30 protein-coding genes and 1 pseudogene are annotated in these 26430 nt (G+C 68.9%); 10 read left to right on the top strand and 21 right to left on the bottom strand.

Features of this window, described 5'->3' with window-relative positions:
• From BHU15_RS00930 to BHU15_RS00850, 17 genes are all read right to left on the bottom strand, one after another.
• On the bottom strand, positions 1 to 804 hold an 804-nt coding region (locus BHU15_RS00930; protein WP_069625395.1), incomplete at its 3' end, for a class I SAM-dependent methyltransferase.
• Between the two features lie 59 nt (positions 805 to 863).
• The gene (locus tag BHU15_RS00925) at positions 864 to 1793 is read right to left on the bottom strand and encodes a DUF2797 domain-containing protein (RefSeq protein ID WP_069625394.1); all 930 of its coding nucleotides are present in this window, start codon (positions 1791 to 1793) and stop codon (positions 864 to 866) included.
• Between the two features lie 35 nt (positions 1794 to 1828).
• Complete coding sequence (locus tag BHU15_RS00920) at positions 1829 to 2521, bottom strand: dTMP kinase (RefSeq protein ID WP_069625393.1); 693 nt, start codon at positions 2519 to 2521, stop codon at positions 1829 to 1831.
• Entirely contained in the window at positions 2518 to 3597 is a 1080-nt protein-coding gene (locus BHU15_RS00915; RefSeq protein WP_069625392.1) for a hypothetical protein, read from the bottom strand. Before BHU15_RS00915 ends, BHU15_RS00920 begins: the two co-directional genes overlap by 4 nt.
• On the bottom strand, positions 3594 to 4421 hold the full coding sequence (locus BHU15_RS00910) for a hypothetical protein (protein WP_069625402.1): 828 nt from the start codon (positions 4419 to 4421) through the stop codon (positions 3594 to 3596). Before BHU15_RS00910 ends, BHU15_RS00915 begins: the two co-directional genes overlap by 4 nt.
• Positions 4418 to 5047: a GTP cyclohydrolase I gene (gene folE / locus BHU15_RS00905; RefSeq protein WP_069625391.1), complete on the bottom strand. Its 630-nt coding sequence runs from the start codon at positions 5045 to 5047 to the stop codon at positions 4418 to 4420. Before folE ends, BHU15_RS00910 begins: the two co-directional genes overlap by 4 nt.
• A gap of 56 nt (positions 5048 to 5103) precedes the next feature.
• Entirely contained in the window at positions 5104 to 5790 is a 687-nt protein-coding gene (locus tag BHU15_RS00900) for a 7-carboxy-7-deazaguanine synthase QueE (protein ID WP_069625401.1), read from the bottom strand.
• 56 nt (positions 5791 to 5846) lie between these two features.
• On the bottom strand, positions 5847 to 6257 hold the full coding sequence (locus BHU15_RS00895) for a 6-pyruvoyl trahydropterin synthase family protein (protein ID WP_069625390.1): 411 nt from the start codon (positions 6255 to 6257) through the stop codon (positions 5847 to 5849).
• A gap of 58 nt (positions 6258 to 6315) precedes the next feature.
• On the bottom strand, positions 6316 to 6783 hold the full coding sequence (locus tag BHU15_RS00890) for a DUF6082 family protein (RefSeq protein WP_069625389.1): 468 nt from the start codon (positions 6781 to 6783) through the stop codon (positions 6316 to 6318).
• A 592-nt stretch (positions 6784 to 7375) separates the two neighbouring features.
• Positions 7376 to 7858: a DNA-binding protein gene (locus tag BHU15_RS00885; protein ID WP_079127790.1), complete on the bottom strand. Its 483-nt coding sequence runs from the start codon at positions 7856 to 7858 to the stop codon at positions 7376 to 7378.
• A gap of 115 nt (positions 7859 to 7973) precedes the next feature.
• Positions 7974 to 9251: an acyl-CoA dehydrogenase family protein gene (locus BHU15_RS00880; RefSeq protein ID WP_069625388.1), complete on the bottom strand. Its 1278-nt coding sequence runs from the start codon at positions 9249 to 9251 to the stop codon at positions 7974 to 7976.
• 87 nt (positions 9252 to 9338) lie between these two features.
• Positions 9339 to 9980, bottom strand: a complete 642-nt coding sequence (locus BHU15_RS00875; RefSeq protein ID WP_069625387.1) for a GAF domain-containing protein — start codon at positions 9978 to 9980, stop codon at positions 9339 to 9341.
• Entirely contained in the window at positions 9980 to 10564 is a 585-nt protein-coding gene (locus BHU15_RS00870) for a GTP-binding protein (protein WP_069625386.1), read from the bottom strand. Before BHU15_RS00870 ends, BHU15_RS00875 begins: the two co-directional genes overlap by 1 nt.
• 52 nt (positions 10565 to 10616) lie before the next feature.
• Positions 10617 to 11030 (bottom strand): DUF742 domain-containing protein, encoded by a 414-nt coding sequence (locus BHU15_RS00865; protein ID WP_069625385.1) that lies wholly within the window; start codon positions 11028 to 11030, stop codon positions 10617 to 10619.
• The gene (locus BHU15_RS00860) at positions 11027 to 11545 is read right to left on the bottom strand and encodes a roadblock/LC7 domain-containing protein (RefSeq protein ID WP_069625384.1); all 519 of its coding nucleotides are present in this window, start codon (positions 11543 to 11545) and stop codon (positions 11027 to 11029) included. The genes BHU15_RS00865 and BHU15_RS00860 overlap by 4 nt, the downstream gene beginning before the upstream one ends.
• A 75-nt stretch (positions 11546 to 11620) precedes the next feature.
• Complete coding sequence (locus BHU15_RS00855; protein WP_079127787.1) at positions 11621 to 13123, bottom strand: sensor histidine kinase; 1503 nt, start codon at positions 13121 to 13123, stop codon at positions 11621 to 11623.
• Between the two features lie 235 nt (positions 13124 to 13358).
• A complete protein-coding gene (locus tag BHU15_RS00850) occupies positions 13359 to 13859 on the bottom strand; it encodes a DUF6415 family natural product biosynthesis protein (RefSeq protein ID WP_255292990.1) in 501 nt (166 codons plus the stop codon).
• Between the two features lie 189 nt (positions 13860 to 14048).
• Here BHU15_RS00850 and BHU15_RS00845 point away from each other — a divergent pair, with 189 nt between their 5' ends.
• Entirely contained in the window at positions 14049 to 15437 is a 1389-nt protein-coding gene (locus tag BHU15_RS00845) for an NsdA family TPR-like regulatory protein (RefSeq protein ID WP_171908290.1), read from the top strand.
• A 72-nt stretch (positions 15438 to 15509) separates the two neighbouring features.
• A complete protein-coding gene (locus BHU15_RS00840) occupies positions 15510 to 15992 on the top strand; it encodes an SAM-dependent methyltransferase (RefSeq protein WP_069625383.1) in 483 nt (160 codons plus the stop codon).
• Between the two features lie 47 nt (positions 15993 to 16039).
• On the opposite strand, the gene BHU15_RS00835 is transcribed toward BHU15_RS00840, so the two are convergent.
• Entirely contained in the window at positions 16040 to 16654 is a 615-nt protein-coding gene (locus BHU15_RS00835; protein ID WP_069625382.1) for a hypothetical protein, read from the bottom strand.
• Between the two features lie 3 nt (positions 16655 to 16657).
• Complete coding sequence (locus BHU15_RS00830) at positions 16658 to 17206, bottom strand: ATP-binding protein (protein WP_171908289.1); 549 nt, start codon at positions 17204 to 17206, stop codon at positions 16658 to 16660.
• A gap of 320 nt (positions 17207 to 17526) precedes the next feature.
• On the opposite strand from BHU15_RS00830, the gene BHU15_RS00825 reads away from it, so the two are divergent.
• Positions 17527 to 18336: an SDR family NAD(P)-dependent oxidoreductase gene (locus BHU15_RS00825; protein WP_079127786.1), complete on the top strand. Its 810-nt coding sequence runs from the start codon at positions 17527 to 17529 to the stop codon at positions 18334 to 18336.
• Between the two features lie 10 nt (positions 18337 to 18346).
• On the opposite strand, the gene BHU15_RS00820 is transcribed toward BHU15_RS00825, so the two are convergent.
• Entirely contained in the window at positions 18347 to 19732 is a 1386-nt protein-coding gene (locus tag BHU15_RS00820; protein WP_069625380.1) for an NsdA family TPR-like regulatory protein, read from the bottom strand.
• Between the two features lie 209 nt (positions 19733 to 19941).
• Between BHU15_RS00820 and BHU15_RS00815 the strand changes: the two genes are divergently transcribed.
• The 7 genes from BHU15_RS00815 (at position 19942) to BHU15_RS00785 (ending at position 25674) form a co-directional block, all read left to right on the top strand.
• On the top strand, positions 19942 to 21462 hold the full coding sequence (locus BHU15_RS00815; protein ID WP_069625379.1) for a radical SAM protein: 1521 nt from the start codon (positions 19942 to 19944) through the stop codon (positions 21460 to 21462).
• Positions 21443 to 22156, top strand: a complete 714-nt coding sequence (locus tag BHU15_RS00810) for an aspartate racemase/maleate isomerase family protein (RefSeq protein WP_255292989.1) — start codon at positions 21443 to 21445, stop codon at positions 22154 to 22156. The genes BHU15_RS00815 and BHU15_RS00810 overlap by 20 nt, the downstream gene beginning before the upstream one ends.
• On the top strand, positions 22153 to 22977 hold the full coding sequence (locus BHU15_RS00805; protein WP_069625377.1) for an HhH-GDP family DNA glycosylase: 825 nt from the start codon (positions 22153 to 22155) through the stop codon (positions 22975 to 22977). The genes BHU15_RS00810 and BHU15_RS00805 overlap by 4 nt, the downstream gene beginning before the upstream one ends.
• Entirely contained in the window at positions 22970 to 23812 is an 843-nt protein-coding gene (locus tag BHU15_RS00800) for a carbohydrate kinase family protein (protein ID WP_255292988.1), read from the top strand. Before BHU15_RS00805 ends, BHU15_RS00800 begins: the two co-directional genes overlap by 8 nt.
• Before the next feature lie 25 nt (positions 23813 to 23837).
• A complete protein-coding gene (locus BHU15_RS00795; protein WP_069625375.1) occupies positions 23838 to 24791 on the top strand; it encodes a nucleoside 2-deoxyribosyltransferase in 954 nt (317 codons plus the stop codon).
• Complete coding sequence (locus BHU15_RS00790) at positions 24788 to 25288, top strand: hypothetical protein (RefSeq protein ID WP_069625374.1); 501 nt, start codon at positions 24788 to 24790, stop codon at positions 25286 to 25288. The genes BHU15_RS00795 and BHU15_RS00790 overlap by 4 nt, the downstream gene beginning before the upstream one ends.
• Before the next feature lie 80 nt (positions 25289 to 25368).
• Positions 25369 to 25674 (top strand): MazG-like family protein, encoded by a 306-nt coding sequence (locus tag BHU15_RS00785; RefSeq protein WP_069625373.1) that lies wholly within the window; start codon positions 25369 to 25371, stop codon positions 25672 to 25674.
• Positions 25675 to 25912: 238 nt separating this feature from the next.
• Here BHU15_RS00785 and BHU15_RS37910 read toward each other — a convergent pair.
• Positions 25913 to 26261: pseudogene (locus tag BHU15_RS37910) on the bottom strand (transposase family protein); the annotation flags it as partial.
• Positions 26262 to 26430: the final 169 nt, after the last annotated feature.

Below are 26430 nucleotides of genomic sequence, written 5' to 3'. Positions count from 1 at the left end.
GCTCGTCACGGTTGGGGCATGGGGGGTGGTGATGGCGTAGGCGGTGTCGAGGATCCGCATCCGCTGGGCGTGGGTGAAGTCGCCCTCGGGCTGCGCGAAGACGGGGATGGACAGCCACGCCTTCTTCTCGGCCATGGTGCTGTGCTGGGCGGTGACCTCTGTGCCGACGACCGTCAGTCCGGCTGCGGTCAGCTGCTCGGTGACTGTTTCCGGCGATAGCTTCGGCGGCCTGTCCGGGTCGCGCGGCGGTGGGGTGTATCCGTGGGCCTCAGCAGCGACTTGGCGGATGAGGGTGTTCAGGGAGGGCCCGGGGCGGGCGGACAGTTCGTCGGGGTGCCGGATACCGGCGAAGCCGCCGCCGATGTTGAAGACGAAGTGCCCGCCTGGGCGCAGGATGCGGGCGACGGCCGCGAACACTGCGGCGGTATCGGTCTTCCAGATCGCGGAGTTGCACACCACGGCATCGACGCTGCTGGCGTGCAGGTGGTCGGCGAGCCGTTCGGCCGGGGAGGTGATCCAGGTCAGGCGGGCGTCGGTCAGGGTGCGGCGGCCGACACGCTGCATCGCGGCGGCGTTGTCGACGGAGACGACCCGGGCGCGGGCAGGGATCAGGTCGAGGATCGCGCGGGCGGTCGCACCGGCGCCGCCGCACAGGTCGACCACCAGGCCGGCGTCGGACAGATGGACTCGACGGGCGAGGTCGCGGCTGGTCACGTCGTACATGGGATGGTCGCGGGTGAAGGCGTTGTACGCCTCGGCGTTGCTGTCCTCGTCCCAGCCGAGGATCGCATCCTGGGGTGCCATGTTGTTGTGGCCTCACTTCTCAGAGCGGCCCGGCAGTCCCGGCCGGGTATTCGGACAGGTCAGAAGAGCGCGGACTGTACGGCGGCGGGCGGTGAGGAGAACTGGGCGCCGAGGACGATGCGCCGGCCCTTGAGGGTGCCGAGGTCGAGCAGGTATGGCAGTTGTTCACCGTCGCCGTCGAGGGTCGCGAGGACCTGGGAGCCGAGGCAGGAGAGCACCGTCAGCCCGTGCTCACCGGAGCGTGGGTCGTGCGGGTACAAGGCGCGCCCGGTTTCCGGCGTGCGCAGCAGATCGCCTTCGCCGGGCGGCTTCCACTGCTCCGGCGTAGCCGGGACGTTCAGGCCACTCAGGGCCTGGGTGGCGTGGTCGAGGTGTTGCCGGTGTGCGGCACGGGCCGGCGCGAGGTCGCGCAGCTCGGCCAGCGTCGTCAGCTTGGTCGCGGCACGCACGGTCTGCGTCAGGCCCAGGCGGCGGGTGAGGGCATCCTCCAGGAACCGCACGGCGCGGCCGTCAGCACTCCGAGCGACGTGGGTGGCGATCAGGGCACCCTGCTCGTCGAGGCGGGAGCGTTTACGGGGCTCGGCCGCGGTGCCGATCTTGGTGGTGCCGTCGGCGAACGTCGCCAGGTACAGCCAGTGCGGCTGGGCCATGTACGCCGCCAGGGCGTCGGGAACGTGCCCGCCGGAGTGGAACCGGTGCGCGAAGCGGAAGTCGTCCCGTCCGGCGCAGGCCGCACACTGGCTGCCGGACTCGGCCGGGGCCCGGTCAGGGCAGGCGACCGTCTCGACGCGGACGCGGCCGGCGAACCGGTACCGGCCGGTGCACCACCGGCCGCTACCGCTCACCTGGTAACTCAGGCGCCTGCCCGTGACCGGGGCGTAGACGAGCGGTCCGCCGGTCACCGGGGCGAGCAGAAGACGTGGGTCTCCGCTCGCCCAGGTGATGCCGTGGCAGACGTATGTCCCGCCGGTAGGCAGGGCCTGGTCCATGGTGCGTTCCTTGTCGCTCGGGGTGGGAGGGCCGGTCAGAGGGTCAGGTGCAGGTGGTTGGCGAGGGCATCGGAGGCGGCCTTGAAGACCTGGTCGCGGTCCAGCTGGGCGACGTCCAGCGTCAGCCAGGCGCCGCGCTTCGCCTGTTCGCGCATCTGGTCCAGGACGGTGTCCTGGTAGCGGATGAAGTCCTCGTCACCGCCGCCGGCGTGGCCGGCCTCCAGGGAAGTGAACGAGCCCTTGCGGACGAGAGCTTCGCGGGCACCGATGTTCAGGAAGAACATCAGGTCCGGCTTTGTCAGATGCGCGAAGACCTGCTCACACAGGAGGGGGGATACCTCGGGGTTGGCCGCGTACCGGGCGAGGATCTTGTGGTGCGCGTTGTCGAGGATCACGTGGGTGCCCGTGGCGAGGGCCGGCTGGATGACGAGCCGGTCCTGCAGGGTGTACCAGGAGGCCAGGGCCAGCAGCCAGTAGTGGTCGCCGCATGCCTGGGCGACGCGGGCGTCGCGCCGGTAGACCACCTCGTTGAGGCGGTCGAGGTAGGCGGACAGCTCCGGGTCCTGGGGGACGTCGGTGCTGTGCTTGCCGATGAGGATTGCTGTGTGGCCGGCGTCGTTCAGGGCCTGGTGCAGGCGGGCGGCGAGGGTGGTTTTTCCGGCCCCGTCACCGCCGACGAAGGTGATCAGCTTCCCGGCTGCGGTGGTGGTCGGCGCGTTCGCCGTCATCGGGATTCTCCCAGGGTGCGGGTCGGGCTGGAGGTCAGGCGGCCGGTGATGATGGTGCGGATGCGGTCCACCAGGACGGCGCGCTGGCGCAGGACGTCGCGGTGCCGCTCATTGGACAGGTCGGCGGGATAGTGGGCGGCGAGGTTGTTGGAAATGACGTGGAGGTAACCGAATCCGATCTCCGCCTGGCGCGCCGCCGCCCCCATGGGGCCGATCTCCGGGTCGACGAAGGCGTACGAGGCGGTGTGCTGGAGAAGCCAGTCGCGGTTCTCCAGCAGGATCGACGGGGAGGAGACGTGCAGACCGCTCTGCACTCCTTCCTCAGCGGCGGCGTACTCGCCGAAGAAGTCGTCCCAGCTCACCATCGCCCCGCGTACCAGGCTGGTGTTGCCGGTCGCCAGCCACGTGTTCGGTTCGATGCCGGGGATCAGCGAGCCGACCTTCCCGACGTAGACGACGTCGCCGGCGCCGAGTTCGGCAAGGCGCGCGACGACCCGCCCGGCTACGTCCCCCCAGATGCTGTGGAGGAACCCGAGGTAGACCACGCGACGGCCGGCAACCTCGGTGCGCTGCCAGGCGTAGCCGCGCCCGCGGGTCCACACGCCGTTCTCGGGAGCGAGGTACTGAAGGCCCCAGCCGACGATCACCAGATCGCCGTCCAGTTGCAGGTCCAGCGCGTGGAGCGCCGTTCGGCACTCCTCCTGCTCGGGCGGCTGGTAGGTGACAGTGCCGTCCGGGCGGCCGGTCATGGCCAGGTACGTGGCGATGATCAGGGCGTAGTGCTGGACGTAGTCGGCTCCGGGGAACGCTTTGACGATGAGGTCACGGCCGTGGACCTCTGCGGTGGGCCGCTCGATGTTGAACAGCTTCCCGGTCTTCTCGTACCGGGAGACCACCGCCGTGCGGTCGTAGCCGCCGATGACGCGGATACTGTCCCACTCCTGGTCCTGGATGAGGTGGTGAACCTTGATCTCCAGGTAGCGCAACAGCCTCTCGCGGGACATGGTGTGCCCGCTGGGGTCGATCGGGGCGGCGCGCAGGAGCCCAGGGGCGGGGTCGGCCAGCAACGGGGTCATCGAAGCTCCTCGGCGATCGTCACGGTGCTGCCGGCCGCCGCGCGGACGACGTAGATGTTCTTCCGGATGAGGTCGAACCGGCCCTCGGGGATCGGCCCGAGCTTCTCGATCCGGGGCGTGGAGGGCTTCTCGTACGGCCCTTCGGGCAGCAGGGAGATGCCCATCGCGCCGAGGATGACCGGGGCCGCGCCGTCCACGGAGGCGATCCACTCGTGCTCGCGCTGCTCGATCAGCTCCAGGTGCCCGGTCCGGCCCAGACCGAGCAGCCGGTAGACGAGCAGATCGTTGACCAGGCCGTGTTCCTGCAGGTAGGCGGTTGCCAACCAGCGGGTGCGGCACAGCTGCTTGTCGGGATCCGGTCGACGCGAGGCCGGCAGGGCGATGGCCCCGGCCCAGTCGCTGGTCACGAAGGCGTCGTAGGTGCGCAGCCACTCGTCATCGTCCGCGGCGTGCAGCACCGCGCACAGCCGGAATGCATCGCCGGACAGCTCGCGGATCTCTCGCGCGGCCCTCTCGCTAGCCTTCAGGGTCGCCGCCCCGTCTCGCATGACGTCCGGCAGGATGATCTCCCTCGCGGACACCGCGAGCGCGGCTTCGACGAGGCTTTCCGCAGGCAGGGCGTAGCCGAGGTCGAAGAGCCCGTTGTCGACGATGATCTCGGCTCCGCGTTCGGCCTCTCGGGCGAAGAAGGCCCGGTAGGTCTCGTCGGACAGGACCCGCTGAGCGGCCACGTGATGGACGCGGGCCGGCTCCTGGGCGACAAAGTCCTCCAGATGCGCGGGCGGGGCGATGACGGAGAAGTCGATGCCTGCGGTGGTGATCACGGCGCCCCCCACTGCCCGGCGGCGATGGTCAGGAACTGCTGCGAGAGAACGGGGTCGGTGCGGAAGCGTCCGCCCATGTGCCCCGAGACGGTGCGGGCGGCCTCCATCCGTACCCCGCGCATGCTCATGCACAGGTGCACGCCGTTTACGGCGACGGCGATATCCTCACGGCCGATCACGCCGGTGAGGTACTCGGCGACCTGCCGGGTGAAGCGCTCCTGTACCTGGAGCCGACCCGCGTAGTGCTGGGCGATCCGCCCGAATTTCGACAGGCCCACTACCTCGCCGTCCGGCACGTATCCGGCCGTGACCTTCAAGTGCATGGGCAGCATGTGGTGCTCGCAGAGCGACCACACGCTCATGCCGCCCACGACAACCAGCTGTCCGCGCAGCTGGGATTCGGGGAAACAGGTTGCCGTCGGGGTGTCCTCTGGGGACAGGAACTCCTTCCACCAGGCCGCGACACGGTCCGGGGTACCCGTCAGCCCCTCACGGGCGGGGTCCTCGCCCAGCTCGACCAGGAGCTGGTGGATCAGACCGGCGACCCGGTCGGTGTCGATGACCGCAGTGGGCCCGGGGACGGCGGCGGTCGGCGACGCTGCCGGGCTGGCGATAGAGGTCGTCATGGGCGTCTCTCGTTTCCGGGGACTGGGGGAATGGGTGGGGCGTGGTGGCGCGTGGGTCAGCGGCCTCGGGTGTCCGCGAAGGCCAACACGTGAAGCCGGGTGGTGAAGTGCCAGTGCCGGGCCGCGACCGAGTCCGCGAGGACCTGGGTGGTCGCGGTGATCGCCTCGGGGGTGGTGCCCTCCGGCATCACCCACACCGGCGCGAGGCGGTGGGCGTCGGCCAGCTCGGCGATCCGGTCGAGGTCGGCCATCGTGGAAGCGACGAACTTGAACGCCGCCCTCCCGGAGACCACAAACGCCTCCAGCGCGTCGGGCACGATGCTCTTGGCCTCTTTGACGCCGAAGCTGTCGAGCTTGGGCGAGACGTTGAACCGGACCCCGTCGGCCATCAGCTCGGGAGCGGGCGCGATGGTGCCGTTCGTCTCGAACTCGACCCGCTTGCCGCCTGCTGTCAGCGCCCGGACGAGAGGCACCAGCCGCGTCTGCTGGATCAATGGCTCGCCGCCGGTGATCACGACCAGCCCGACCGGCGAGGACGCGGCCCAGGCCACCAGGTCCGCGACGGACCGCTTCGTCGACTCCTTGCGCGGATCGAACTGGGACCAGTCCCAGGTGTACTTCGTGTCGCATTTCGTGCAGGTCAGGTTGCACCGGGACAGACGGATGAACAGCGCCGGGTGTCCGCAGCTCGGCCCCTCGCCCTGAAAGGTCGGCACCTCGACACCGAAGCACTCCGAGACCATCAGGCGGGATCCGCTTCCGTCAGCAGTCGGTTCGTCGGTGACCGGCTCGGATGCGGTCACTGCCCCTCCACGTCGAAACGGGCCCAGCTGCTCTGGGTCTCGCGGACTAGGACGGCGACCAGGCGGCCGGTGATGGCGGGCTGAAGGTTCTGGATGAACCAGCCCGCCAGGAACTGGGCCAGGAGCTCCGAGGTCGGCTCGAAGGGAAGAATCTCGTGCAGGTTGTGGTGGTCGAGTTCGGTGTTCAGGAACTCTTTGAACGGAGCGAGCGCCCCGAAGTCCGTGACGAAGCCGGGCTCCTCCAGCGAGGGAGCGGCGAGGATGACCTCGACCTCGTAGCTGTGCCCGTGCTGGCGGGAGCACTTGTGCTCGGACGGCAGCCCGGGAAGCCGGTGGCCGGCCTCGAAGCTGAACGTCTTTCCGATGGTGAAATCGCCGGGCGGTAGTGGAACAGCACTGAAGTCCATTAGTTTCCTTCGCAAGTTGAGGCCGAGGCTGCCTCGGGCGGATGAGGCAGCCGCTTCTTCAGGCGGCTGCGGGGCGTTCGTGCGAATAGGCTTGAGCGGCCCGGTTCAGGGCGTCCGTGAACCGCTCGGCGCGTTCGTCTCCCTCGGCCTCCTCGGCGCGGAGGCCGCCGAAACGGGCCCAGTAGCGCCTGCAGACGTCGCTGTTCATGACCATCGCGGCGAAGAACGGCAGTTGTCCGTCGCGGACGAAGCCGAGGCGGTCGCGCAGGCTGAGGGTGCAGATGAGCTGATTGGCGTTCAGCAGCTGCATGTACTCCTTGACGTCCATGTCCTCGGGGGCCCAGAGCTTGGCGAGGTCGGGGTTGGTGGACATCTGGGCCAGCCAGTCGAGCTGGTTCCGCGCGACGGTCGCCTCGTTCCGCTGGGCCTGGTGCCGTACGTCCTGCCGGAGCCGGGCGGATCCGACCAAGGCGGTGGTGAGGGAGACGGCAGCGCCGGCAGCGAGGACAGCGGTGGTGAGCTTCATACGTCAACGGTCCTTATCGGTAAGGGAGATCGGTGGGGGAGTCGGATCGGTGGAGTGGGCGGGCCCCGCTGGCTCATGCGGCCCCCGCGAACACGACGACGGTCGGGGCACTGCCGCCCCGGCGATCCAGGGCGAACCGGCGACGCACCGTCTCCAGGGCGACGGTGATCGGTGACAGCCCGACGAATGCCCTTCGCACGTCCAAGGAGTCCGGAGGCCCACCGGGTGATCGGCTGGACGGTGTCGTCGTGGCGGTCGGGCAGGGTGTGGATGCAGCCCAGGAAGCGGCACGGGCCCTGTCCCCATTCGAGGTCGGGCGCGGGCTGCGGGATCATGCAGGGCAGCAGCAGCCCGTCCTCGAACAGCCCGGCCGACTCCGCCTGCGGGTCGCCGAACAAGGCCGGGATATCGGCTCGGGCGGGTACCGGCAGGCCGCGCATGCTGAGCCAGCGCAGATGGTCCTGGGCGAGTGCGATGGCCTCGTCTCTCGCGGCGTCCGCGCCCGGAGTCCGCATCTCGTACACGGTTGCTGGCGCGCGCTGGTGCAGGGGTGCGGGAGACGGCTCGGTGACCGGCGCGGCGGGTGACGGGTTCACTGGACCGCTTCGCTCTGCACCGTGCCGGTCGGCCTGGCACCCAGCAGGCCCCATGCGTGGGCGAGGACGACGAGCTGGGTGACATCGGCGGCCCCTGTCTCGGCGATCAGTTCGTCGAGTGCGGATCGGAGATCGGCGGGGGCGATCTTGGCGGCGAGGGCGATGTCGCGGGGGGTGCTGTGCTCAGCGACCGCCTTCAACAACTGCTGCTGCTCCGCGTTGAGCTCCGGCGCCGGCCGGTCCGTCGTGGGCGGGGCGACCTGCCCGGTACCCAACAGGAGATGCACGAACACCTGCGGCTTGCTGCGGGGCGGGCAGTGGACACTCTCCCGGATGTCGCGGACGTACTGGCGGATGGTGTCGGCGGACAGCCCGGTCGCCGTGGCGAGGTCTCGGTTGGTCGTGACACCGTCCACGATGTGCCTGGCGATGCGCTGCTTTGTCGGACTCAGCGGTGTGATCGGTGCGCTGGTCGTCATGGACGGGATCACGGCTGTCTCTTTCTCGGCTGGGTTGACGGTCACGGGGAGGGGTGCCGCCGGTCCCCGCGGGGGACGGGGCCGGCGGCACGGGCCCATGCGCGGCGGGCGGGATTCACGGGGTGCCGCGCACGGGGGTTCCTGCCGCGGTGGGGTCGGGCTGAGCCCAGGCGGTTTCGGCGGCGAGGCGTTCGGACCAATGGATGTGGTCGTCGTCGAAGGCGGCGTCGGCGAGGCGTATTCGCTGGACTTCGCCGGTTCCGGCCGGTGGGTAGGTGTGCTGGATGTCGCGCCACAGGCGCTGCAGGACGTAGTCGCGGTCCAGGGCGTGGGCGCCGTGCAGTTCCATGGCGTCCTGGGCTGACGTCTTGGCCCACTTATGGCCCAGGTACTTAGCGTTGATCAGGTCGGTGTCGCAGGACAGGCCCTGGTCGAGGAGGTGCACGGACTGGTAGGCCAGGATTCGTCCGGCGCGCAAACGGGCCTCCATGTCACCGACGCGGTCCCGCAGGACCGGCAGATCGGACAGGGCGCCCCGGTAGCGGGGACGTGCCTTGAGGCGCGCGGTCGTTGTGGACATGACTGCCTCGTGGATCCCGAGGCAGACCGCGGCCAGGTTGGGGCGGCCGTACAGGATGCTGCTGCTCTGGGCCACGCTCACCCCCTGGCCGATCTCTCCGATCACGTTGTCCGCAGGGACGCGGACGTGGTCGAGGTCGAGGCGGCCGGCGGAGAAACCGTGCAGGCCAAGACCGGGGCGGTGAGCGGTGACGGAGAGCCCGTGGCGGTCGGATTCGACCATGAACGCGGTCAACGTCTGCGAGGTACGCACGCCCGCCTCGGCGGTTCGAGCGAGAACGAGGTGGGCTCCCGCGAGATGGCTGTTGCCGATGTGGGCCTTGCTGCCGTTGATCACCCACTGGTTGCCGGTGCGCTCGGCGGTGGTCTCGATGCCGCCGATGTGCCCGCCGGCGGTCGGTTCGGTCACGGCGATCGACAAGAGCAGTGAACCGTCCGCCACCCGCGGCAGCCAGCGGCCCTTCTGCTCATAGGTGGCGAAGTGCAGCAGGGCGCCGACGGGGATCAGGGTGGCTTGCAGGATGGCCGCGGCAGCCGCCGAGACGCAGGCGATGCGGTGGATCAGGACCGTCTTGGCCACATGGCCGGCGCCCAGACCTCCGAAGGCGGACGGGACGGTGACGGCGAACCACCCACGCTGTGCCATGAGTTCGGCGACCTTGCGCTCCACCCTGCCCGGTGCGGCTTCCATCCGCACGGCGCGCGGCGCGACCTGCTCGGCCGCGAAGGCGTCCACCTCGCTCCACAGCAGTTCGTGTCGGGCGGTGAGATAGGGGCGCAGCGCCGGAGGCGGTGTGGCGGGTGCAGCGGTCATGGTCGTCTCCCTCTCCCTGGGTGAAGGTCGCGTGGTGGAGCGGCCGGGGATCGCTTGCGGCTCATGGGTGGGGGTGGTGGAGCGGGCCTAGCGGACGGGCGTGTGGGCGATGCGGGCCATCGCCTGGACGCCGGCGTTGATGACGATGTCTCTGAGTCGTCGGGCCTCGCTCAGGGGCCGTTCCTTGGGGTCGATGACGCAGACCGTGCCCAGCACGGTGCCGCTGTCGTGGATGAGCGGTGCGCCGAAGTAGGAGCGGATCCCGACCGCGTCGACCACATGGTTGCCGCTGAATCGGGGGCTGGCGTGCACGTCGTGCAGCGGGAGGGCCTTCTTGCGGGCTACGACTTCCGGGCACCAGCCGTGGTCCTGGTTCATGGTGCGGCCGACCATGATGTGCCCGCTGTCCGCGGGCGGCTGGTGCAGTCCGACGAAGGTCTGCTCGTCCAGGAGCAGATTGACGAACCCGTACAGGAATCCGGCCTGCTCGGCCATGTCGCGGGCCAGGTCGTCGAAGTCCTCGCTGGCAGCGGTGGACACGCCGAGACGCTCCAGCAGTTCGTACCGCTGCGCCAGTTCGGTCGGCTGCTGGGCCTGAAGGCCGGTGACCGTGGCGCCGGCCGGGATGGACAGCCCGTGGGCGGTGTCCCGCATGCCGCGTTGTGGCAAGGACAGCGCGGACGGGGCATTCTGCGGCGCGAGGTGGGGGTTGTTGGGCTGATATGACATCAGGCGTCCTGGAGGGTGGCGTTGGGTGCGGGGTGAACGGGAGTTGCCGGTGCGTTCTCGGCGTGGCCGACGAGAGTCAGCAGGACGCCGGCGACGTCGCTCGGATTGCGGGCGTCGCAGGTGACCACCGGTACACAGGCGGGCAGTTCGAGGGCGGCGCGGACCTGTTCGGGTTGGTAGCGGTGGGCTCCGTCGAAGTGGTTCACGGCGACGACGAAGGGCAGGCCGATGTCTTCGAAGAAGCTGACGGGGGTGAAACTGGTCTCCAGACGGCGGGTGTCGATCAGGACGACGGCGCCGACGGCTCCGCGGGAGAGGTCGTACCAGAGGTCGACGAACCGGTCCTGGCCGGGCGTGCCGAACAGGAACAGCTCCAGAGGCACGGGTGCGTCGGGCAGGCTGAGGCGGCCGAAGTCGAAGGCGACCGTGGTGGTCTGCTTGGCCTCGACGCCCTCCAGGCTGTCCACGCCGGTGCTCGCCTCGGTCAGGTACTCCTCTGTGCTCAGCGGGGTGATCTCGCTGACCGCGCCGACGGCGGTGGTCTTGCCCGCGCCGAAGCCACCGGCGATCACGATCTTCAGCACGGTCGGTGCATCGGAATGCGGGCGCGACGGAGTCCGCAGGGCCGCAGCCGGGTCATCCGGCCTGGAGGTAGGCGATGGCATCGGGCCACTTCCTTTTCAGGCCCGCAGACAGGGCCGCCAGCATTTGCAGGGAGGGACGTGCATCCGCGTCCGTGCCGGACGCGGCGTAGGGGGCGGTGACGGGGACAACGAGGGCGTCGGCGTCCAGGAGGTCCGAGACGAGGATCTTGACGGCGGTGACGGGGCGGCCGAGCCGTCCCGCCAGCTCGGTCACCGACCGCCGGTGCTCGCGGCACAGGGCGAGGATCTCTTCGCATTCCTCGGCCTGGCCCGGGCCGGGCCGTCCGGGTCCGGCGTCCAGTACGGTGTCCAGACCCAGCAGGTGTCGCGGCCTGGTGCGCCCGCGCGTCAGCGTGTAGGTCCGCACGAACGTCGAGTCCTCGGCCGCGTCGCCGCGGGCGCTCACCGGACCTCATCACCCGTGCCGACTCGGACAGGGATCTGCATGTAAGGGGCGAACTTTTGCACCAGGCGCCCCATCTCGAATCCGGCGGTGCCGGCGTCGGCGTCCGGGGTGGCGATGACGGCGAGGATGGTGTCCACTTCACCGCGTTCGTTGCCGGGGTGGTCTTCGAAGGCCGCGCTGCGACCGGCGCTCTGGACGAAGAACAGGCAGTCGTCTCGCTCGATGACGACCTGCCTGGCCGGCCGCTTGCGGTGGCTGGGGCCGGTGATGTTCGACGCGAGGGAGGCCACTCCGCTGAGCGCGGCCGACAGTTCGTCCGCCCAGTCCTTGTCGACTTCGCTGTCCAGCAGTCGCAGTCCGTCGCGCGACAGCAGGACGGCGTGCGTAACACCCGGAACCTCCGCGGCGAACTGCCGCAGCAGCCAGGCCATGTCCTCCCGCTGAAGGTTCGCCGTCGTCTCGGGTGCGGGCGCGACGCCGGTCGTCACGTGGTTGTTCTCAGGGTGGGTGTTCATGAGGATCGCTCCAGAAGGGGGAAGGGCCGGCGGATATGTCCGGGCGACCGGGAACGCGGACGGAAGGGGCGATGGTCAGGGCTTGGGCTGCTGTGAAGCGGGAGGGGAACCGGCGGTCCCGCCGGCCTCGATGCCGGTGCGGAAGGCGGCTGCGAGCCCTGGCGTCGCCGCGGTCGCGGGGGCTTGCTCCCGTTCATGTGGCGGGGGGAACGAACCGGCCCGCCGCGTACGGGTGGGAAGCGCGGGCGCATCCGCCGAGTGTTCCGGCGCTCCGGCCCCCGGTGACCTCACGGTGATGGGGCGTGCGATCTGGTCTGCCGGTGGGTCGGCTGGTGCCCCAGCAACCTGGGGCGGTGGGGTTGCGGAGGGGTGTACTGCCCGGCGGCGGGCGCCCGCGTCACCGACGGGAGGAATCGCCACGAGGAGCCGTGCCGGAATCACGACCAGGGCCGTGGTGCCTCCCGTTACGTTCTCCTGGAGGAGAACGGACAGCCCGTGCGACTGAGCGATCTTCGCAGCGACCAGCAAGCCGAGCTGTCCCGCGCGGACCTGGCCGCTGACGTCGACCTCGTCAGGCGCCGCGAGTAGCCGGTTCATCTGTTCGCGTGTCTGGGGAGGCATAGGGATGGCCCGGTCCTCGACCTCGACCGCCAACCCGTTCGGCACCCGCTGCGCCCGCAGAGTCACCTTCGTCCTCGGATCGGAGCACTCGCAGGCGTTCTCGATCAGCTCGGCCAGCAGGTGTGTCAGATCCGGACCCACGTGTCCCGGAAGGCCCAGCTCAGCGCCCACGGAACCGGCCGCGACCGCCACGCGCGGGTACTGCACCACCTCGGAGACCGCACCGCGCAGCGCGGTCGTGACGGGAACAGGCCGGCGCACGCTACGCAGAGACTGTCCGCCCAGCACGGCCGTGCTCTCCACCTGGCGACGCATTCGCGTCACGAGGTGATCGATCTCGAAGATCTTCGACAGCAGCTCTGGATCGTCGGTCAGCATCTCCAGCTGACTGAGCGCCTCCAGGGCCTTGCCGACCAGGGCGTGTTCCCGCATTGCCAGGCGGCGCAGCACTTCCAGGAGGACGACGGACTGGGACTCGTCGTGCACGCGTATCAGCGAGGCGACGGCCTGTACCTGGAGCGCGCTCAACGCCTTGTCGATCTCTGTGGTCGAACTGGCCGGCTGCGGCATCTTCCTGTCCGGCAGTGGCGGCCGTGCCCCTCGGCACAGCTCGTCCGCCGACCACCGCACCGACTTCTCGACGGCTGCCGCAGCTCCCGCGACCGCGGTCAGCTCCGCTGCCCGCCGTTCCTCCACGGCACCAGCGGCAGTTCGTGCACAACGGGCCGCCACCACCGCGACTCCGACCAGCCCGCAGACAACGCAGACGAGCAGCCAGAAACCCACCAAGGCCGTCGACCAGACGGTGAAGGCAGCGCCCAGCAGCGTCGTAAGAAGCAGCAGGGGCAGCGCCACGGCACGACGGACACAGTGCATTGTGAAGGCGTCGATTTGCGGAGGTCGCCGTCTGCGGTGGCCGGTCGCGGCCGGCCTTGTCGGGAACGTGCTGTCAGACATGGAAAACCTCGTCAGTGGGGAGGGGCGGCCAAGCGTGCTGCGACGTCAGGTCCTTGCAGGGCTGACGCAGTCGATCAGGACGAACTCGGTGGTTGCCGGTGCGGGGGAAGTTCGTTCTGGCTCGGGATGTGGTTCTCGTCCTGAAGAGCGGCGTGGCCGGTTCCTCGACCACTGCGGAGAACTAGCCATGCCATGGAGCCGAGAATCAGGGCGATCAGAACTGCCCCGGTGACGGTCATGCCCGGGGCACCGACGCGGCCAGAACCAAGCAGGCGAAGGCAACAGCGAAGACCGAGCCGCGCAGCACGTTGATCCGCGGCTTCCACCAACGCCCTCTCTGCGGCTGCCTTACGGGGGTAGGGCCGTGGGCTTGCACGGCGGCGAGGAGTGCCTGGGTTGCCTCGGCCAGCTTGACCAGATGCACCCTGCTGGGCATGTAGCCGGCAGGGACACCCGCCGAACCGAGCTGCTGCGCACCGAGTAGCGCTGATGATTCTGGCGGGGCCACGAACCCAAGTTGGCTGATGTGACCGTGCAGGCGCAGCGCGAGTTCCTCCACGTCACTGGCGCTCTCCGGCAGCGGCGAGTCCTCGCCCAGGACGAGCGCCACCGTCTCCGCCGCGGCAACCGCTTGATCTCGCTGCACACCGGCCGGCCCCATGCCGATGTGGCCCCGCGACCTGCCTCGACCATCGCGGTGAGAGGCTTTCCGGTGCAGGACCAGCGACAGACGCATAACACAACTCCTTTTTGAATCTGGCCAAGTTGATTGAGGTTGGCGGTGGGGTGGCGCCGGTTGACGTGCAATGTGAGTGATCCGGCCGCTACGTTGAGCGAACCGTGAATCCCCGCTGGGGGGTATGCCTGCACGGCGGCCAAGGCCGTCAAAGGCGTCAAAGATCATTTCGGAACCGAGGGGCAGTCCATGGCCCGTGAGCGAAACGTCTCCCTCGCCGCACTCCTGCGTGAAGCGGGCTGGTCGCAGCCCCAAGCAGCAGCCGCAGTCGCCAGAGTGGCCGCAGAGACCGGTGTGCGGGAGCTGGAGGCCGTCTCCCGCTCGCACATCGCCATGTGGGTCCAGGGCACGAAGCCCAGCGGAAGATCGCGGCATATCCTTCGAGAGACGCTGTCCCGCAGGCTCCGCCGCCCGCTCACTCTGGCAGACCTCGGACTGGAAGAAGAGCCGACTGGCACGACCGACAGCGGTTCCGACTGGAGCGTCGCCCCTCTGACCGTGCTGGCCGAGCTGGGAAGCGACGATCTGGACATGCACCGACGCAAGCTGCTGGCGACCGCCGCGTACTCCGCCGCCGGCCTCGCCCTGCCCACCGCCTCGTGGTGGGCAGCCGCTCCCGCTGCGGCAGCCAGACGGGCGGCAGTCTCCCCCCGGCTGGTGGCCCAAGCCGACATCGACGACGTCCGCGACATCACGAACTTCTACTCCGCGCGTGACCAGCAGCGCGGCGGAGCCTCCGGGCGCTCGGCCCTGGCCAGCCACCTTCGCGACGAAGCAGTCCCCCTGCTCGGTAGCCGATTTCGCAGGGAGAGGGATCGCTTGGACACCTACTCCGCCGTCGCGGAGATGACATACCTCGCTGGCTGGATGGCCTTCGACGCCTCCGAGCACCGCACGGCCCAGCGCTACCTCACCCTGGCCGCCCGCATCGCGGCCGAAGCAGGGGACGGACCACTCGGCGGCCACATCCTGCGCGCCCTCGCACACCAGGCAGTGGACCTCGGGCACCCGCGCAGAGCACTCGCCCTGGCCGACGCCTCCATGTCCCGCGACCGCTACGGCCAGGCCAGCCACCGCGAGAAAGCCCTGCTCGCGATCGTTCACGCACGATCGCTCGCGGCCGACGGCGACCTGCCCGGCACCCTCGCTGCCATCACCCGCGCCGAGCGGGACCTCGCCCGCGCCGACAACGACGAAGCGCCAGGCCGCGTGGACTTCTTCCAGGAAGCCTCCCTCGCCCACGAGACCGCCTGCGCCCTGCGCGACATGGGCAAGCCACTCGACGCGGAGATCCACTTCCAGCGGAGCGTCGCCACCCGCCGCCGGCAGCAATACGCCCGCACCCACAGCGTGACGCTCGGCTACCTCGGCGCCGTTCAGGTCCAGCAAGGACGCCTCGATGAGGCGTGCGCTACCTGGGGCCACGCTCTCGATGCCATGGCCGGCGTCCAGTCCGGCCGCGCCCGCGACGTCATCGTTCGGATACAGAGCGACCTCTCGCCGGTCCGGCAACGCGGAGGTCCCCACGTCGCCGAACTGGACAGCCGGGCACGGGAGATGCTGCGGGCCATAGGCTGACCCTGGACAAGTCCGGTCGCTTAGCGTGACGGCTGCCGAAAGCGCAACTTTGAGGGAGAGGAACAAGCCCCGATGGCGACCTACGAAGTCGAATCGATCGCAACGGTGGTCGGTGGGCACACCCGCGTTCAGGACGACTACCAGGGCGGGGTTGAATCTGTCATCCGCCTCAACGAGGCGTATCCCCTCGAAACCTTGCAGGGCATCGACGAGTTCTCCCACTTGACGGTGACGTGGCGCTTCCACCTGGCGCGGCCGGAAGACATCCAACTGCACGCGCGCAGCCCCCGAGGAAACCCGACGTGGCCGGCGACCGGTACGTTCGTCCACCGCAACCACCGGCGGCCCAACCAACTGGCCACCAGCTACCCGCGGTTGCTGAAAGCGGAGGGCCGGGACCTCCTGGTCACGGATCTCGACGCCGTCGACGGGACGCCGATCATCGACCTGGCCCCGTACTTCGAGGAGATGGGACCTCGAAGCGACATCCGTCAGCCAGCGTGGCCTGGCGAAATGCTTGCCACGTACTGGCTGGACGCTTCGGAACGTCCATAGCTCGACTTCCCGTAATTCCTTCAAGGCGGTCCTCGCACGGGTAGCCATCAGGGCCTGCCTGCGGAGATCCGGGACTTACACCACGTCGCCCGGCCGTCCTTGCTGGTGCCCCAGTCTGCGGAGAGGGTCAAGCCGTCTCGGATGAGCCGCTCGACTTCTCCCCAGCCAGGTCGCTGCCAGGGTGGCGTGTAGAGGGTGCGGCTTGCGCGCGGGCTCGGGAAGTACGTCGTGGTCACGGGGACGGCTACGTCGTGGAACCTCGCTGCTATCACGTACCCCTGCTGCTCGGCCTCGGCATGGAGGGTGTTCCAGTCTTCCCTCGGGCTGGCTCGTCTGCCCAGCACCAAGCTGTAGGCGAGCAAGCGGAGTTGACGGTCGTCGGCCTGAGGATCCTGCTTTTCGATGGCCTTGCGGCGAAACTGCTGACGGAGCCGTTGGAACTGCCCAGTGCGGGAGGGGCCCTCTGACCTGGTCACCTTGCGGTGGCGCTTGCGAGTCGTGGGATGGCCGGTGTCCAGCGAGTCGCTGTGGCGGGGCGCCGCCGTTGTGTCCGCCTGTTCGTCGGCGCTCACCATCCGCGCTCCGCTGAAGAGGCGCTGTTCCCCGGAGGACATCTTCCGGCTGATCCTGTGCGGTGGGCTGACCTTTTCTGTCTCGTCCATGGCTCAGACGCTCCAGGCCCCGACGAGTACTCGGCCGATCATGTCCGGGTCGACTCGCGCAGCCCTCGGCCTCTCGGTGCCGGCTGTTCGAGACGGGCCCGGGGAGCGCGTCGACCGCTCGTCTTCGTCAACTCGATCGACCGGGATAAGAGCGGCCTCGGCCCACACCACCTTGCCGGGCAGGCTGCCGCGAGCCGGATAGTGGCCCCAGCGCCTGCTCATCGCTGCGACGATGAAGATGCCCCGGCCCCCCGTAGCCTCAGCGTCGACCTCCTTCAGTACGGGCGGCTTCGTGTCGCGGTCCCACACCGATACCCTCACGGCGTCGCCGACGATCTCCAGCGTGAACTCGAAGGTCTGCGCCCTGTCTCGCGCCGAGAACGGGGAGGGTTCCTCCCCGCCATCCTTGGGATGCCGGACGGCGTTCGTCGCCAGCTCTGACACCAGAAGCTGCACCGTCTCGATGGTGTCGGAGCGCACGCCCCAACGGGACAGGACGTCCGCGGTGTGCAGGCGGGCCAGGCCGACAGCGTTGGGGGTGTCGGCCAGCATGAGGCGGTTTCGCGGGTGTGGTGCCTGGGACACGGTGTGCCTCCCGAGTGGGGAGAGGAGCGCGGGGTGCGTTCGCTGGCTCTCGCTCGTTTGCGTGATGGGACCGCCTGACCCGGGATCGGCGGTTGAGCAACGGCAGACGACATCCCGGGTTCGTGCCTTCTCCGGCCCGCAGGGCCGGTGCCGGCTCATCGCGGCTGCACGGTTGTTCCCGGACCGGGTACGTCCATAAGAGAACCGCTCCGATGTCCCTGTAAGAAGGGTGCACGGAGGATGTCTCCGGCCACGCGGGTTGGCACGGTTGGTGAAGGGTTGGACAGATGGCGAGCACAAGGCGTGACCACGGGCAGCGAGGGACGTCGGGACGTTTCGAGGACCGCCGGATTGTGGTGACGGGCGGCTCCAGAGGGCTGGGCGAGCACGTCGTGCGCTTGCTCCTGGCGGAAGGAGCGCGCGTGGCAACCTGTGCCCGGAACTCCGAGCCGCTGGAGGCGCTTCGAAGTTCCCTCGGTTCGCCGGACGAACTGTTCACCCGGCCATTGGATGTCTCCGCCCCGGAGCTGCTGGAAGGGTTTGTGGACGAAGCTGCGTCAGCGCTGGGTGGCCTGGACGGCGTCGTCGCCTGCGCCGGCGGCGCGCGTGGTCGGGGAATCGCCGAGGCAACGGCTCAAGACTGGTCGGCAACGTGGGAGATGAACGTCGGTCATGTTGCGCGGCTGGTCGCGACCGGTGCCCCGCACCTTCGGGCTGCCGACGGCGGCCCCATTGTCGTGGTGGCGTCGGTCTCCGGTTGGAAGCCAGGACCCCAGGCTCAGTACGGCGCGGCGAAGGCGGCCCAGATCCACATGGTGTCGTCGTTGGCGAGGGAACTGGCCATGGACGGCATCCGCGTGAACGCGGTCTCGCCCGGGTCGATGCTAATCCCAGGCAAGCGGTGGGATCGGATGCGCCGAGAGGATCCGGCGGCCTTCGACCGCTTTCGCGCGGAATTCCCCGGGGGTGACTTGGTGCGTCCGGAGGAGGTTGCGGACGTGATCGCGTTCCTGCTCTCGGACGAATCCCGGGGAGTGACAGGAGTCAATCTTCCTGTCGACAAGGGACAGAACGCGCCAACGCCGGAAGGGTACTGACGGGAGCAGGTCAGGCGGCAGTGCCGAGAATGGGCCTGGCGCGGAGTTCGAATTCGCGCACGATCGGCTCGCCATGGTGGGGAGTAAGGCGTGCGCGGAAGTCGCGCAGGGCCTGGACGGAACGCTCGCTGTGAACGCCGCTGAGCAGGTCCAGGGCGTTGCCGGCGGTGTCGACTGCCTCGTCCAGCCTGTCCTGTTGGAGGAAGGCTGTGGCGAGTACCGAGCGGCTGATCGCCTGGCGGCGTCGCCGGTCGCTGTTCGCCTCCACCGAGGCGTTGGCGAGGCGTTCGGCCTGTGATGCCTCGCCGAGGTCACGGTGGACCAGGGCGGCCTCGGCTTCAAGATAGTGGTGGTCCAGGAAGCGGACCCAGGGCGATTCCTCGGCTGGACCACGGCTGATCTCCAGCCTCTTGCTGGCCGCTTGCAAGGAGGCGGTGGCCTGACGGCTGTCGCCGAGAGCGGCGTAACCGCGGGCGGCCATGGCGTACAGCCGCATAAGACCCAGTGGGCTGCCTGCCATCTTCGCGGTCGCGATACCCGCTCGGGCGAGCGAGACTCCTTCCGCCGGGTTGCCGAGGCTGGTGGCGAGGTGGGACATGCCTGCCAGGATCTGTCCGCCCAGTACCCGATCGCCACCTTCGGCGCACAGCCTGAGCGCCTGGATCATGTACCGCTCGGCGAGGCCGTAGTCGGCGGTGTCGTACGAGCACCAGCCGGCGGTCGCTGCCATCTTCGCGGCCGATGTGTAGAGGAGCCGGCGCTGGTGGGTGGGCATGTTCCGCTGTTGCAACATGGGCGCGAGCTGCGTGCTCAGGTAGTGCACGATGCTCGCCCTGACTCCGCCGCCGCCGAAACGGTTGTCCATCTCGTCGAACATGTCGATCATCGCCTGGACCTGCGCGACGGGGCCTCCGTCGGCGACAGCAGCGAGGCGTGGAGCCTGATCGTCCTCCAGGAGCCAGAGAAGCCACTGCCGCTGGGGGTCCATCAGGGCCGTGGCGACGAACGGCACCGCCCCTAGGAGGCTGCGCCGGGAGATGTCTGTGGAGCCGAGCTCCGCGAGAGTGTGCAGTGTTTCACCCACGTCTTCACGGTACGTCAACGCCCGGGCAACCACGGGCCGCTGGTGTTGCTCCGGGAATCCGAGGTCAACAGGGGCAAGGGGGCGACCCAGGAACTCGGCCAGGGCGGCGGCGATGAATTCCGGCGCCCGATCACGAGGGATCATTCCCTGCAGCCACCGGGTCACGGACGCCTTGTCGTAGCGGGTGACCACTCCCTGCAGCGCGGCCAGTTCGTTGACCTTGCGGGCAAGGGCCGCGTGAGAACGGCCGGTTTCCGAAATCACCGCCGCGAGCGCGGCGTTGGCCTCGCCGGCGCCCTTTGCACTTCCCATGCGTAGATGATGCCTTGTCGATCACCCTCTGTCCCACCCTTTCGACACAGGGCCATGGAATTACAACCCTCGTACAACCGAACAACCCCGTTACCCCCTCCTCGGAAGGGGCGTCTGCGAGGAGACTGGGAGGGCTGAGGGACGACGGCCCTTCCCGGCAAGGACGCTGCGGACGTCGCCAATGCCCTCAGCACGGGAGGGAGAACAGCATGCAGCCAGTAGTGATCCTGGACTGCTTCACCGTCGAGCCGAGCGGTCTCGGCGTACCGCCGTATCTGTCGACCTACGTCCGGAACGCCTGGTCGGCACTGCGCCGGGCAAGGCCGGAGGCGGACGTCCGGTACGTGACCATCGACGATATCCGCTGGTGTCTGGCTGGCGGCAAGCCCACCGTCGAACCGCCCCAGAGCGACCCGTTCACGTACTCCACCACCGTCAACCGGGACGCCGCTATTCAGCTCCTGCGGGATGCCGAGATCGTGATCGTCATCGCCGGAGACGCCGTTCCATCCGTCCATCTGCACGCAGTGAACGGATCGTTCGAGGAGATCGCTCGCGCGCTCGCCTGCGCGCGGGGCCGCCGTTACCTGCTCGGGCCGCTGTCCACCTACGCCCTGGCCGCTCCCGCCGAATACGCCGGGTTGTTCGACGCCGTCCACACCCACACGGTGACGTCCGGCGACCTCCTCCTCGGTAGCCACCGCCCAGCCGCCTACGGGCAGATGCAACACGAGCGCGGGTCTTTCACGGGTCTCGTCGATCAGATGCCCTGGCGGCCGATCGCCGAGCTGGAGCTGTACCGCGGATGCACCCGGCGCAAGTTCTGCGACTTCTGCCACGAACCGGCGAAGTCCCCCCTTGTCGCCTTCCGCGAGGTCGACGACGTCGTCACCGAGGCTGCCCAGCTCTACGCGGCCGGCGTCCGTAACTTCCGGCTCGGCCAGCAGACCTGCTTCTTCTCGTACCGCAACCGGGACGAGGAAGCGATCCGCGCCCTGCTCGGCGGCATCCGGGAGCACTGCCCCGAGCTGGAGGTGCTCCACATCGACAACGCGGACCCCCTCGCCGTGGCCGCGCCCGTCGGCTTGCGCATCGCGAAGCTGGTGGCGGACTACTGCACCGAGGGCAACTGCGCGCCGATGGGCATCGAGAGCTTCGACCCGGCAGTCATCGCGAGGAACACCCTCACCTGCACGCCCGAGATCCTGATGCGCGCCGTCGAGCACGTGAACGAGGCGGGCGCCGCCCGTGGCCCCGGGGGTCTGCCGCTGCTGCTTCCGGGCCTGAACCTGATCTACGGTCTGCCCGGCGAGACCCACGGCACCCACGTGGCGAATCTCCGGGGCCTGGCAGAAATTCTCGACGCCGGGCTGCTGTGCCATCGGACGAACGTCCGCCAGGCGAGGGCCTTCCCCGGTACCCCGCTGGCTGCGCTCGGCGAGCTGGAGCAGCTGCCCTCGGCGGAACACTTCCCGTCCTGGAAGGCGGACATCGACTTCACCTGGGACCGGCCGATGAAGGAACGTGTCTACCCGACCGGTCTGCGCGTGCCCGGACTTCACTCCTATTTCATCGGCCGGAACGGCACTTGGTGGCGGCGGCTGGGCTCCTACTCCATCCAGATCGTCGAGCGCGACACGACGGTGTCTCTCGGCACGACCGGGGACCTGGTCGTGACCGGTCATGCGCCCCGTCTGATCTACGGAGAACGTGTTGCATCCGCATCCTGACGGGACGCTCGCGACGCTGGCAGCCCTGGACGCGGCGGCAGAGTGCACCGTCCGTGCCGGGCTGCTGCTGCCCTGGGCCAACGTCGCTGTCGAGACAGAATTGCCCCGTCTCGGTCTGCGTCATACGGTCTTCCACCACGCGCGGCTCGTACCCGCGTCCAGGACGACGGCCATCGACGCTTCGTTCTGGCACGGCCTGCGTGAAGCGTCAGCGCAGGCGCTGGACTCGCTGTCCCACGTTCCGCTCGACGCGGTGATGCTGGCGTGCACATCAGCGGGCTTCACCGACGGTCCGCCGCTTCCGGGCGGAGCGTACACCGCCTTCGACGCCCTCCGCCAGGCCCTCACCGAGGCAGCCGCGGCGCGCATAGTACTGATCACGCCCTATCCCGCCCCAGTGACCGAAGCGGAAGCGGCGGCGTTCGCCGAGGCCGGCGTGGAGGTCTTGGCCCACGCGAGCCTCGGCCTGGCCGAAGGCTATCCCGAGGTCACCCCGGATCAGATCCTGGCCCTGGCGGGGCAGCTACCGCAGGAGGCAGCCGGAGCTGCCGAAGCGGTGGTCCTGTCGTGCACCGGGTGGCACACCCTGCCGGTGATCACTGAACTGGAGCACCGGTTCGGGAAGCCGGTGCTCTCGTCCAACCTCGCCATGGCACTTCTGGCCACCCGAGCCCGTGCTGGAGTCTGCTCATGACAATCGAGCATGTAAGGGCGAAGCCGCTTGAGATCCGGCGAGTCCACCGACTGGTGGCCCGCGCCGCCGGCCTGCCGGACGTGCGAGCCGAGGTGGAGGCCAATCACGACGAGAACCGCTGGTGGCCGACGTCTATCATCGATCCACGGGTACGGATGCTCGCCGCCGGCTGGTCCACCCGGGTCTCCTACCGAATGGTCGAGACATACGCCCGAGTGATCACCTCGGCGGACGCCCGTGGCTTCGACAGCCTCGCAGCGGCCACGGACGCCGAGCTTGCATCACTGGTACGTCCCATCGGCCTGCCACAGACCCGGATCGACTATCTGCGCTCCCTCACCGAACTTCTCCGCAACTGGGAGAAGGAGGGCACCGACCCCACCGCGGAGTCAGCCGACTGCGACGCCCTGGTCCTGGACTTCGCCGAGCGGGTGCGAGGTGCGTCCTACAAGGTCGCCCAGTGCGCACTGCTCACCGCCCGCGGGTACCACTGCGGCATCATCCCGGTGGACTCCGGCATGGTCACCAAGCTGGCACCCGCCTTGGGCCTCGCCCTTCCGACGGGAGCCGTGGCACACGAACACATGCGGCACATCCTTGAGGCGACCGTGCACGCCCGGGCAGCCGAGTTCCGCTCGCTGGCCACCGACAACGAGTACCAGGTCACCATCCCCGAGGGGGCGGAGCCGACCTGGTTCACACACCTCGTCCTGATCTATTTCAAGCGCCTTTACCTCAACGGTCCCGCCCCGCAGCTCTGCCGCCGGCGACCGGTCTGCCCGAAGGTCGTCGACTGCGCCCACCACGCCCGTCGTGCTTGACCTCCTGGGGGAGACCATGAAACGGCTCGACGTGATCGGCAACCTCAGCCGGGACCTGACCCGCTATCCCGATGACCGTGGTGGATACCGGCTCGGCGGCGCGGCTCTGTTCATGTCCCTGGCGGCGACAGAGGCCGGCCGCCGGGCAGCCCCGGTCTGCGTTCTCGGAAGCGATCTCGCACACCTTCCGGAGGCGCACGGTCTGGACACGCTCGACTGGTCGGCACACATCCAGGTCGACGGCGCGTCCACCACCTTCGACTTGGAGTACGACCTGCACGGCGAGCTGGTGGGAGTAGGCACGGACTACGGCGTGGCCGAGGGCCTGACCGAGCACGCCCTCAGACACGTGGACCTGCACCCCCGCCACACCTACCACGTCTGCTGCCGCCTCCCGCTGAACGTGGCGGCAGTGCTCGACCGACTCGGGGGCAACGGGACCGACTTCAGCGTGGACTTCTTCCTGCCGAGCGCGGAAACGGTGATCCGCGCAGCCGCCCCCTGGCTGCCGAAGGCGACCACCCTGTTCGTCAACGCTGCCGAGTACCGGCTTCTGGAGCAAGTGATCGACTCCACAACGCTCCCGGAGGTGGTCATCACCGACGGCCCCCGGGCCGCAGTGGTTCACCGCTTCGGGCGACAGGTGGCCTCTGCCGTTCCACCGCCGCAGCCTCCGTGCGAGGTCTCAGGCGCCGGAGACACCCTGGCCGGAACCTTCCTGGCCCATCGTTCGCAGGGTGCGACTACCGCCCAGGCACTGGCAGCGGCGACAGAAGCCGCAGCCAGATACGTCGCGGCACCGTCCCTTCCGATCCCCGCGCCCCGTCGCGGCTGACCGCACGACTTGGGGGCCACTCCCGGTGTCCGTCTACATAGCCCACCGGCTCTTTGCCGCGCACGACCGCGCTCTCGCCGCCGACCTCGCCGATCGACTCGCCGCGCAAGTCGGCCCAGACCGAGTCTTCCTGCCGTTCTGCGACACCGGCGAAGAGGAACTGGTCGCCGAGGTCAAAGGGCGCCGCCTGTTCGAGCTGGACCGCGAACGCCTCGGCCGCCTCGACGCCATGGTCGCCATCCTGCACGGCCCGAGCCTCGACGACGGGGTCTGCATGGAGATCGGATACGCCGCCGCATTGGGCGTCCCGGTCATCGTGCTCACCACCGACTTCCAGACCTACTCGCTGACCGAGGAAGGCCCTCGCCTCGAATTCCCCGACCCCCTCCTCCAAGCCGTGGCCACGCGTATCATGCGCGTCGCCAAGCTCGGACCACCAACCCTGTCATCCACTCCGCCCCAGTCCCGCTTCCTCGGCTTCCAAGCGCGCAACGCAGCCCAGATGAGCACGGCACTCGACGCGACCATCGACGCGCTGCTCGACCTCCCTGATCGCGCTCCCCATCTCGTGGGACCACCTGCCGTGACCGGCGCACCCGTCTACGTCGAGGCATCGCCGTACACGGCATGGGGCCGAGATCACCTGGCCAAAGCCTGTGTCGACGCCGGCCACACGGTAACGGTGCCCCAGCGCTTCACGGCGTCCGACCCGGAAGCAGGAGCCCTGGCCGACCTGGCAGCAGTGTGCTCGACAGCCCGGCTACTGGCCGACGTCTCCGGCCCGGAAACCCCGCCGGGAACCGCCCTGCTCATCGGTGCCGCTGCGGCCAGCGGTGTACGGATCGCGGCCTTCCAGTCACGCCCGACATTCACGCACGCCCACGGCCGGGAGCCCAACTGGCGCAACCTCATGATCCAGTACGCCGCCGACGCCCACCTCGACAACGGCGACGCCGTTCTGTCCTGGCTGGCCGGATGAATCTCGACGAGATCGCCGACGACTACCAGACCCTCGTCCTGGAAGGCTGCGACGGAGTCGGCAAGACCACGCTCGGTAAACGCTTATCGACGGACCACGGCTTCGTCGTCGTGCACTCTCCGAAGACTCCCGACCATCTCGACCTGGCCACCCGCTACAGAAACATCCTCGCCGGCCCCGGACGGATCCTCTTCGACCGGTGCTTCATCAGCGAACTCGTCTACGGCCCCCTTCACCGGGGCCGGTCCCGGATCAACTGGAGCCAGGCGATCGACCTGGCCGAAGGCGTCATCGACCGCTCCGGCGTGCTCGTTCACCTGACCGCACCTCCAGCCGTCATCTGCCAGCGACTTCTCTCGCGCGACGGCGAGGCGGTCAGCCTGGAAGAGGTCTCCGCCCTGGTGACCGGATACGAGAGGGTCTTCTCCACCCTCTCCGACTACACCCGCGTGCTCACCCTCGACACCACGACCCTCGAACTCCCCCCGGCAGGGTGACAACCTGCCGAAGCCAGCACGCCGGCACACGGCTCCCGCTAGGCTTCAACGGCACCTGCTGTACCGCCGCTGGAGGAGTCTTGGAGATCGGGTCCGCCCAGAAACTCGCCTGGGAAAACAAGACCCTCAAGGGGTTCAACACCAGAGACGTAGCCCTGGAGTTCGGCCTCCTCACCGCCGAGGTCAGCGAAGCCTTCACCGCCTGGCGCAAAGGGCTGCCCGACCTCGGAGAGGAACTGGCCGACGTGTTCCTTTACCTGACGGCCCTGGCAGAGATGAACGGCGTCGACCTGGACTCCGAGGTCGCACGCAAGATCGAGAAGAACACGCGCCGTACGTACGAACGGAACGAGCACGGGGCGCACATCCGGACGAGCGACACATAGGGTTCCCTCCGAGCGGCGACTTCTGTAGGCGCTAACGAAGACACGACCACACTCGTTGGGCCTCAAGATCACCGTGGTGTCAGGTTGGCGCCTCATTCGCAGACGCCCCCCGCTTGAGGGTGCCAATCCACCCTTCTGAGCGGTGCCGGATTCTGTGACCCGTAACGACATTTTGTACGGGGGGTGCGTAATCGTCGAGCACCACGCCGACGACTCGATTGGCTCCCAGTGAGCTTCTTCAGTGTTGCCCCTCCAGCGTGAGGATGACCTTGGCGATTGACGTCATGCGGTTGGGGCTGCATCGGGACCTGCGGAAGATCCGCCAGGACTTCAGCCTCGCGACGCCGCGTTCGACGGGCGCCCGCGCTGCAGCCAGTGCCTGATCGCGGGACTGTTCGGTGGGGGTGAGTTCCTGCAGGGGTCTGCGTTTGATGCCGGTGGTCAGCCATTGGGCCGGCGCCCTGGTTAGCGAGGTCGGCCAGGTGGGTGCGGGCAGCGGTCAGGTCGTGGGTGCGACCCGGCAGGGCGGGCGAGAGCCACAGCAACTGACCGTCGGGATCGGTGACGACCTGCACGTTCACGTCGTGACCCACTCCACGAGCATGCGGCAGGTCGAGTGCGGCAGGATGGATGACCAACGAGGCCCCCGAGCAAGGTGATTGAGACGTCAGACATCTCGATCAACAGCCCGGGGGCCTCGCTCGTGCGCTTCACGGCCCATTACCCGATCGGTGGCCAACTCGAAAGCTCCCTGAG

Source organism: Streptomyces niveus (assembly GCF_001723055.1).
Taxonomy (GTDB): Bacteria; Actinomycetota; Actinomycetes; order Streptomycetales; family Streptomycetaceae; genus Streptomyces; species Streptomyces niveus.
The sequence above is the reverse complement of the archived record's forward strand: the minus strand, read 5'-3'. Positions and strand labels throughout refer to the sequence as shown.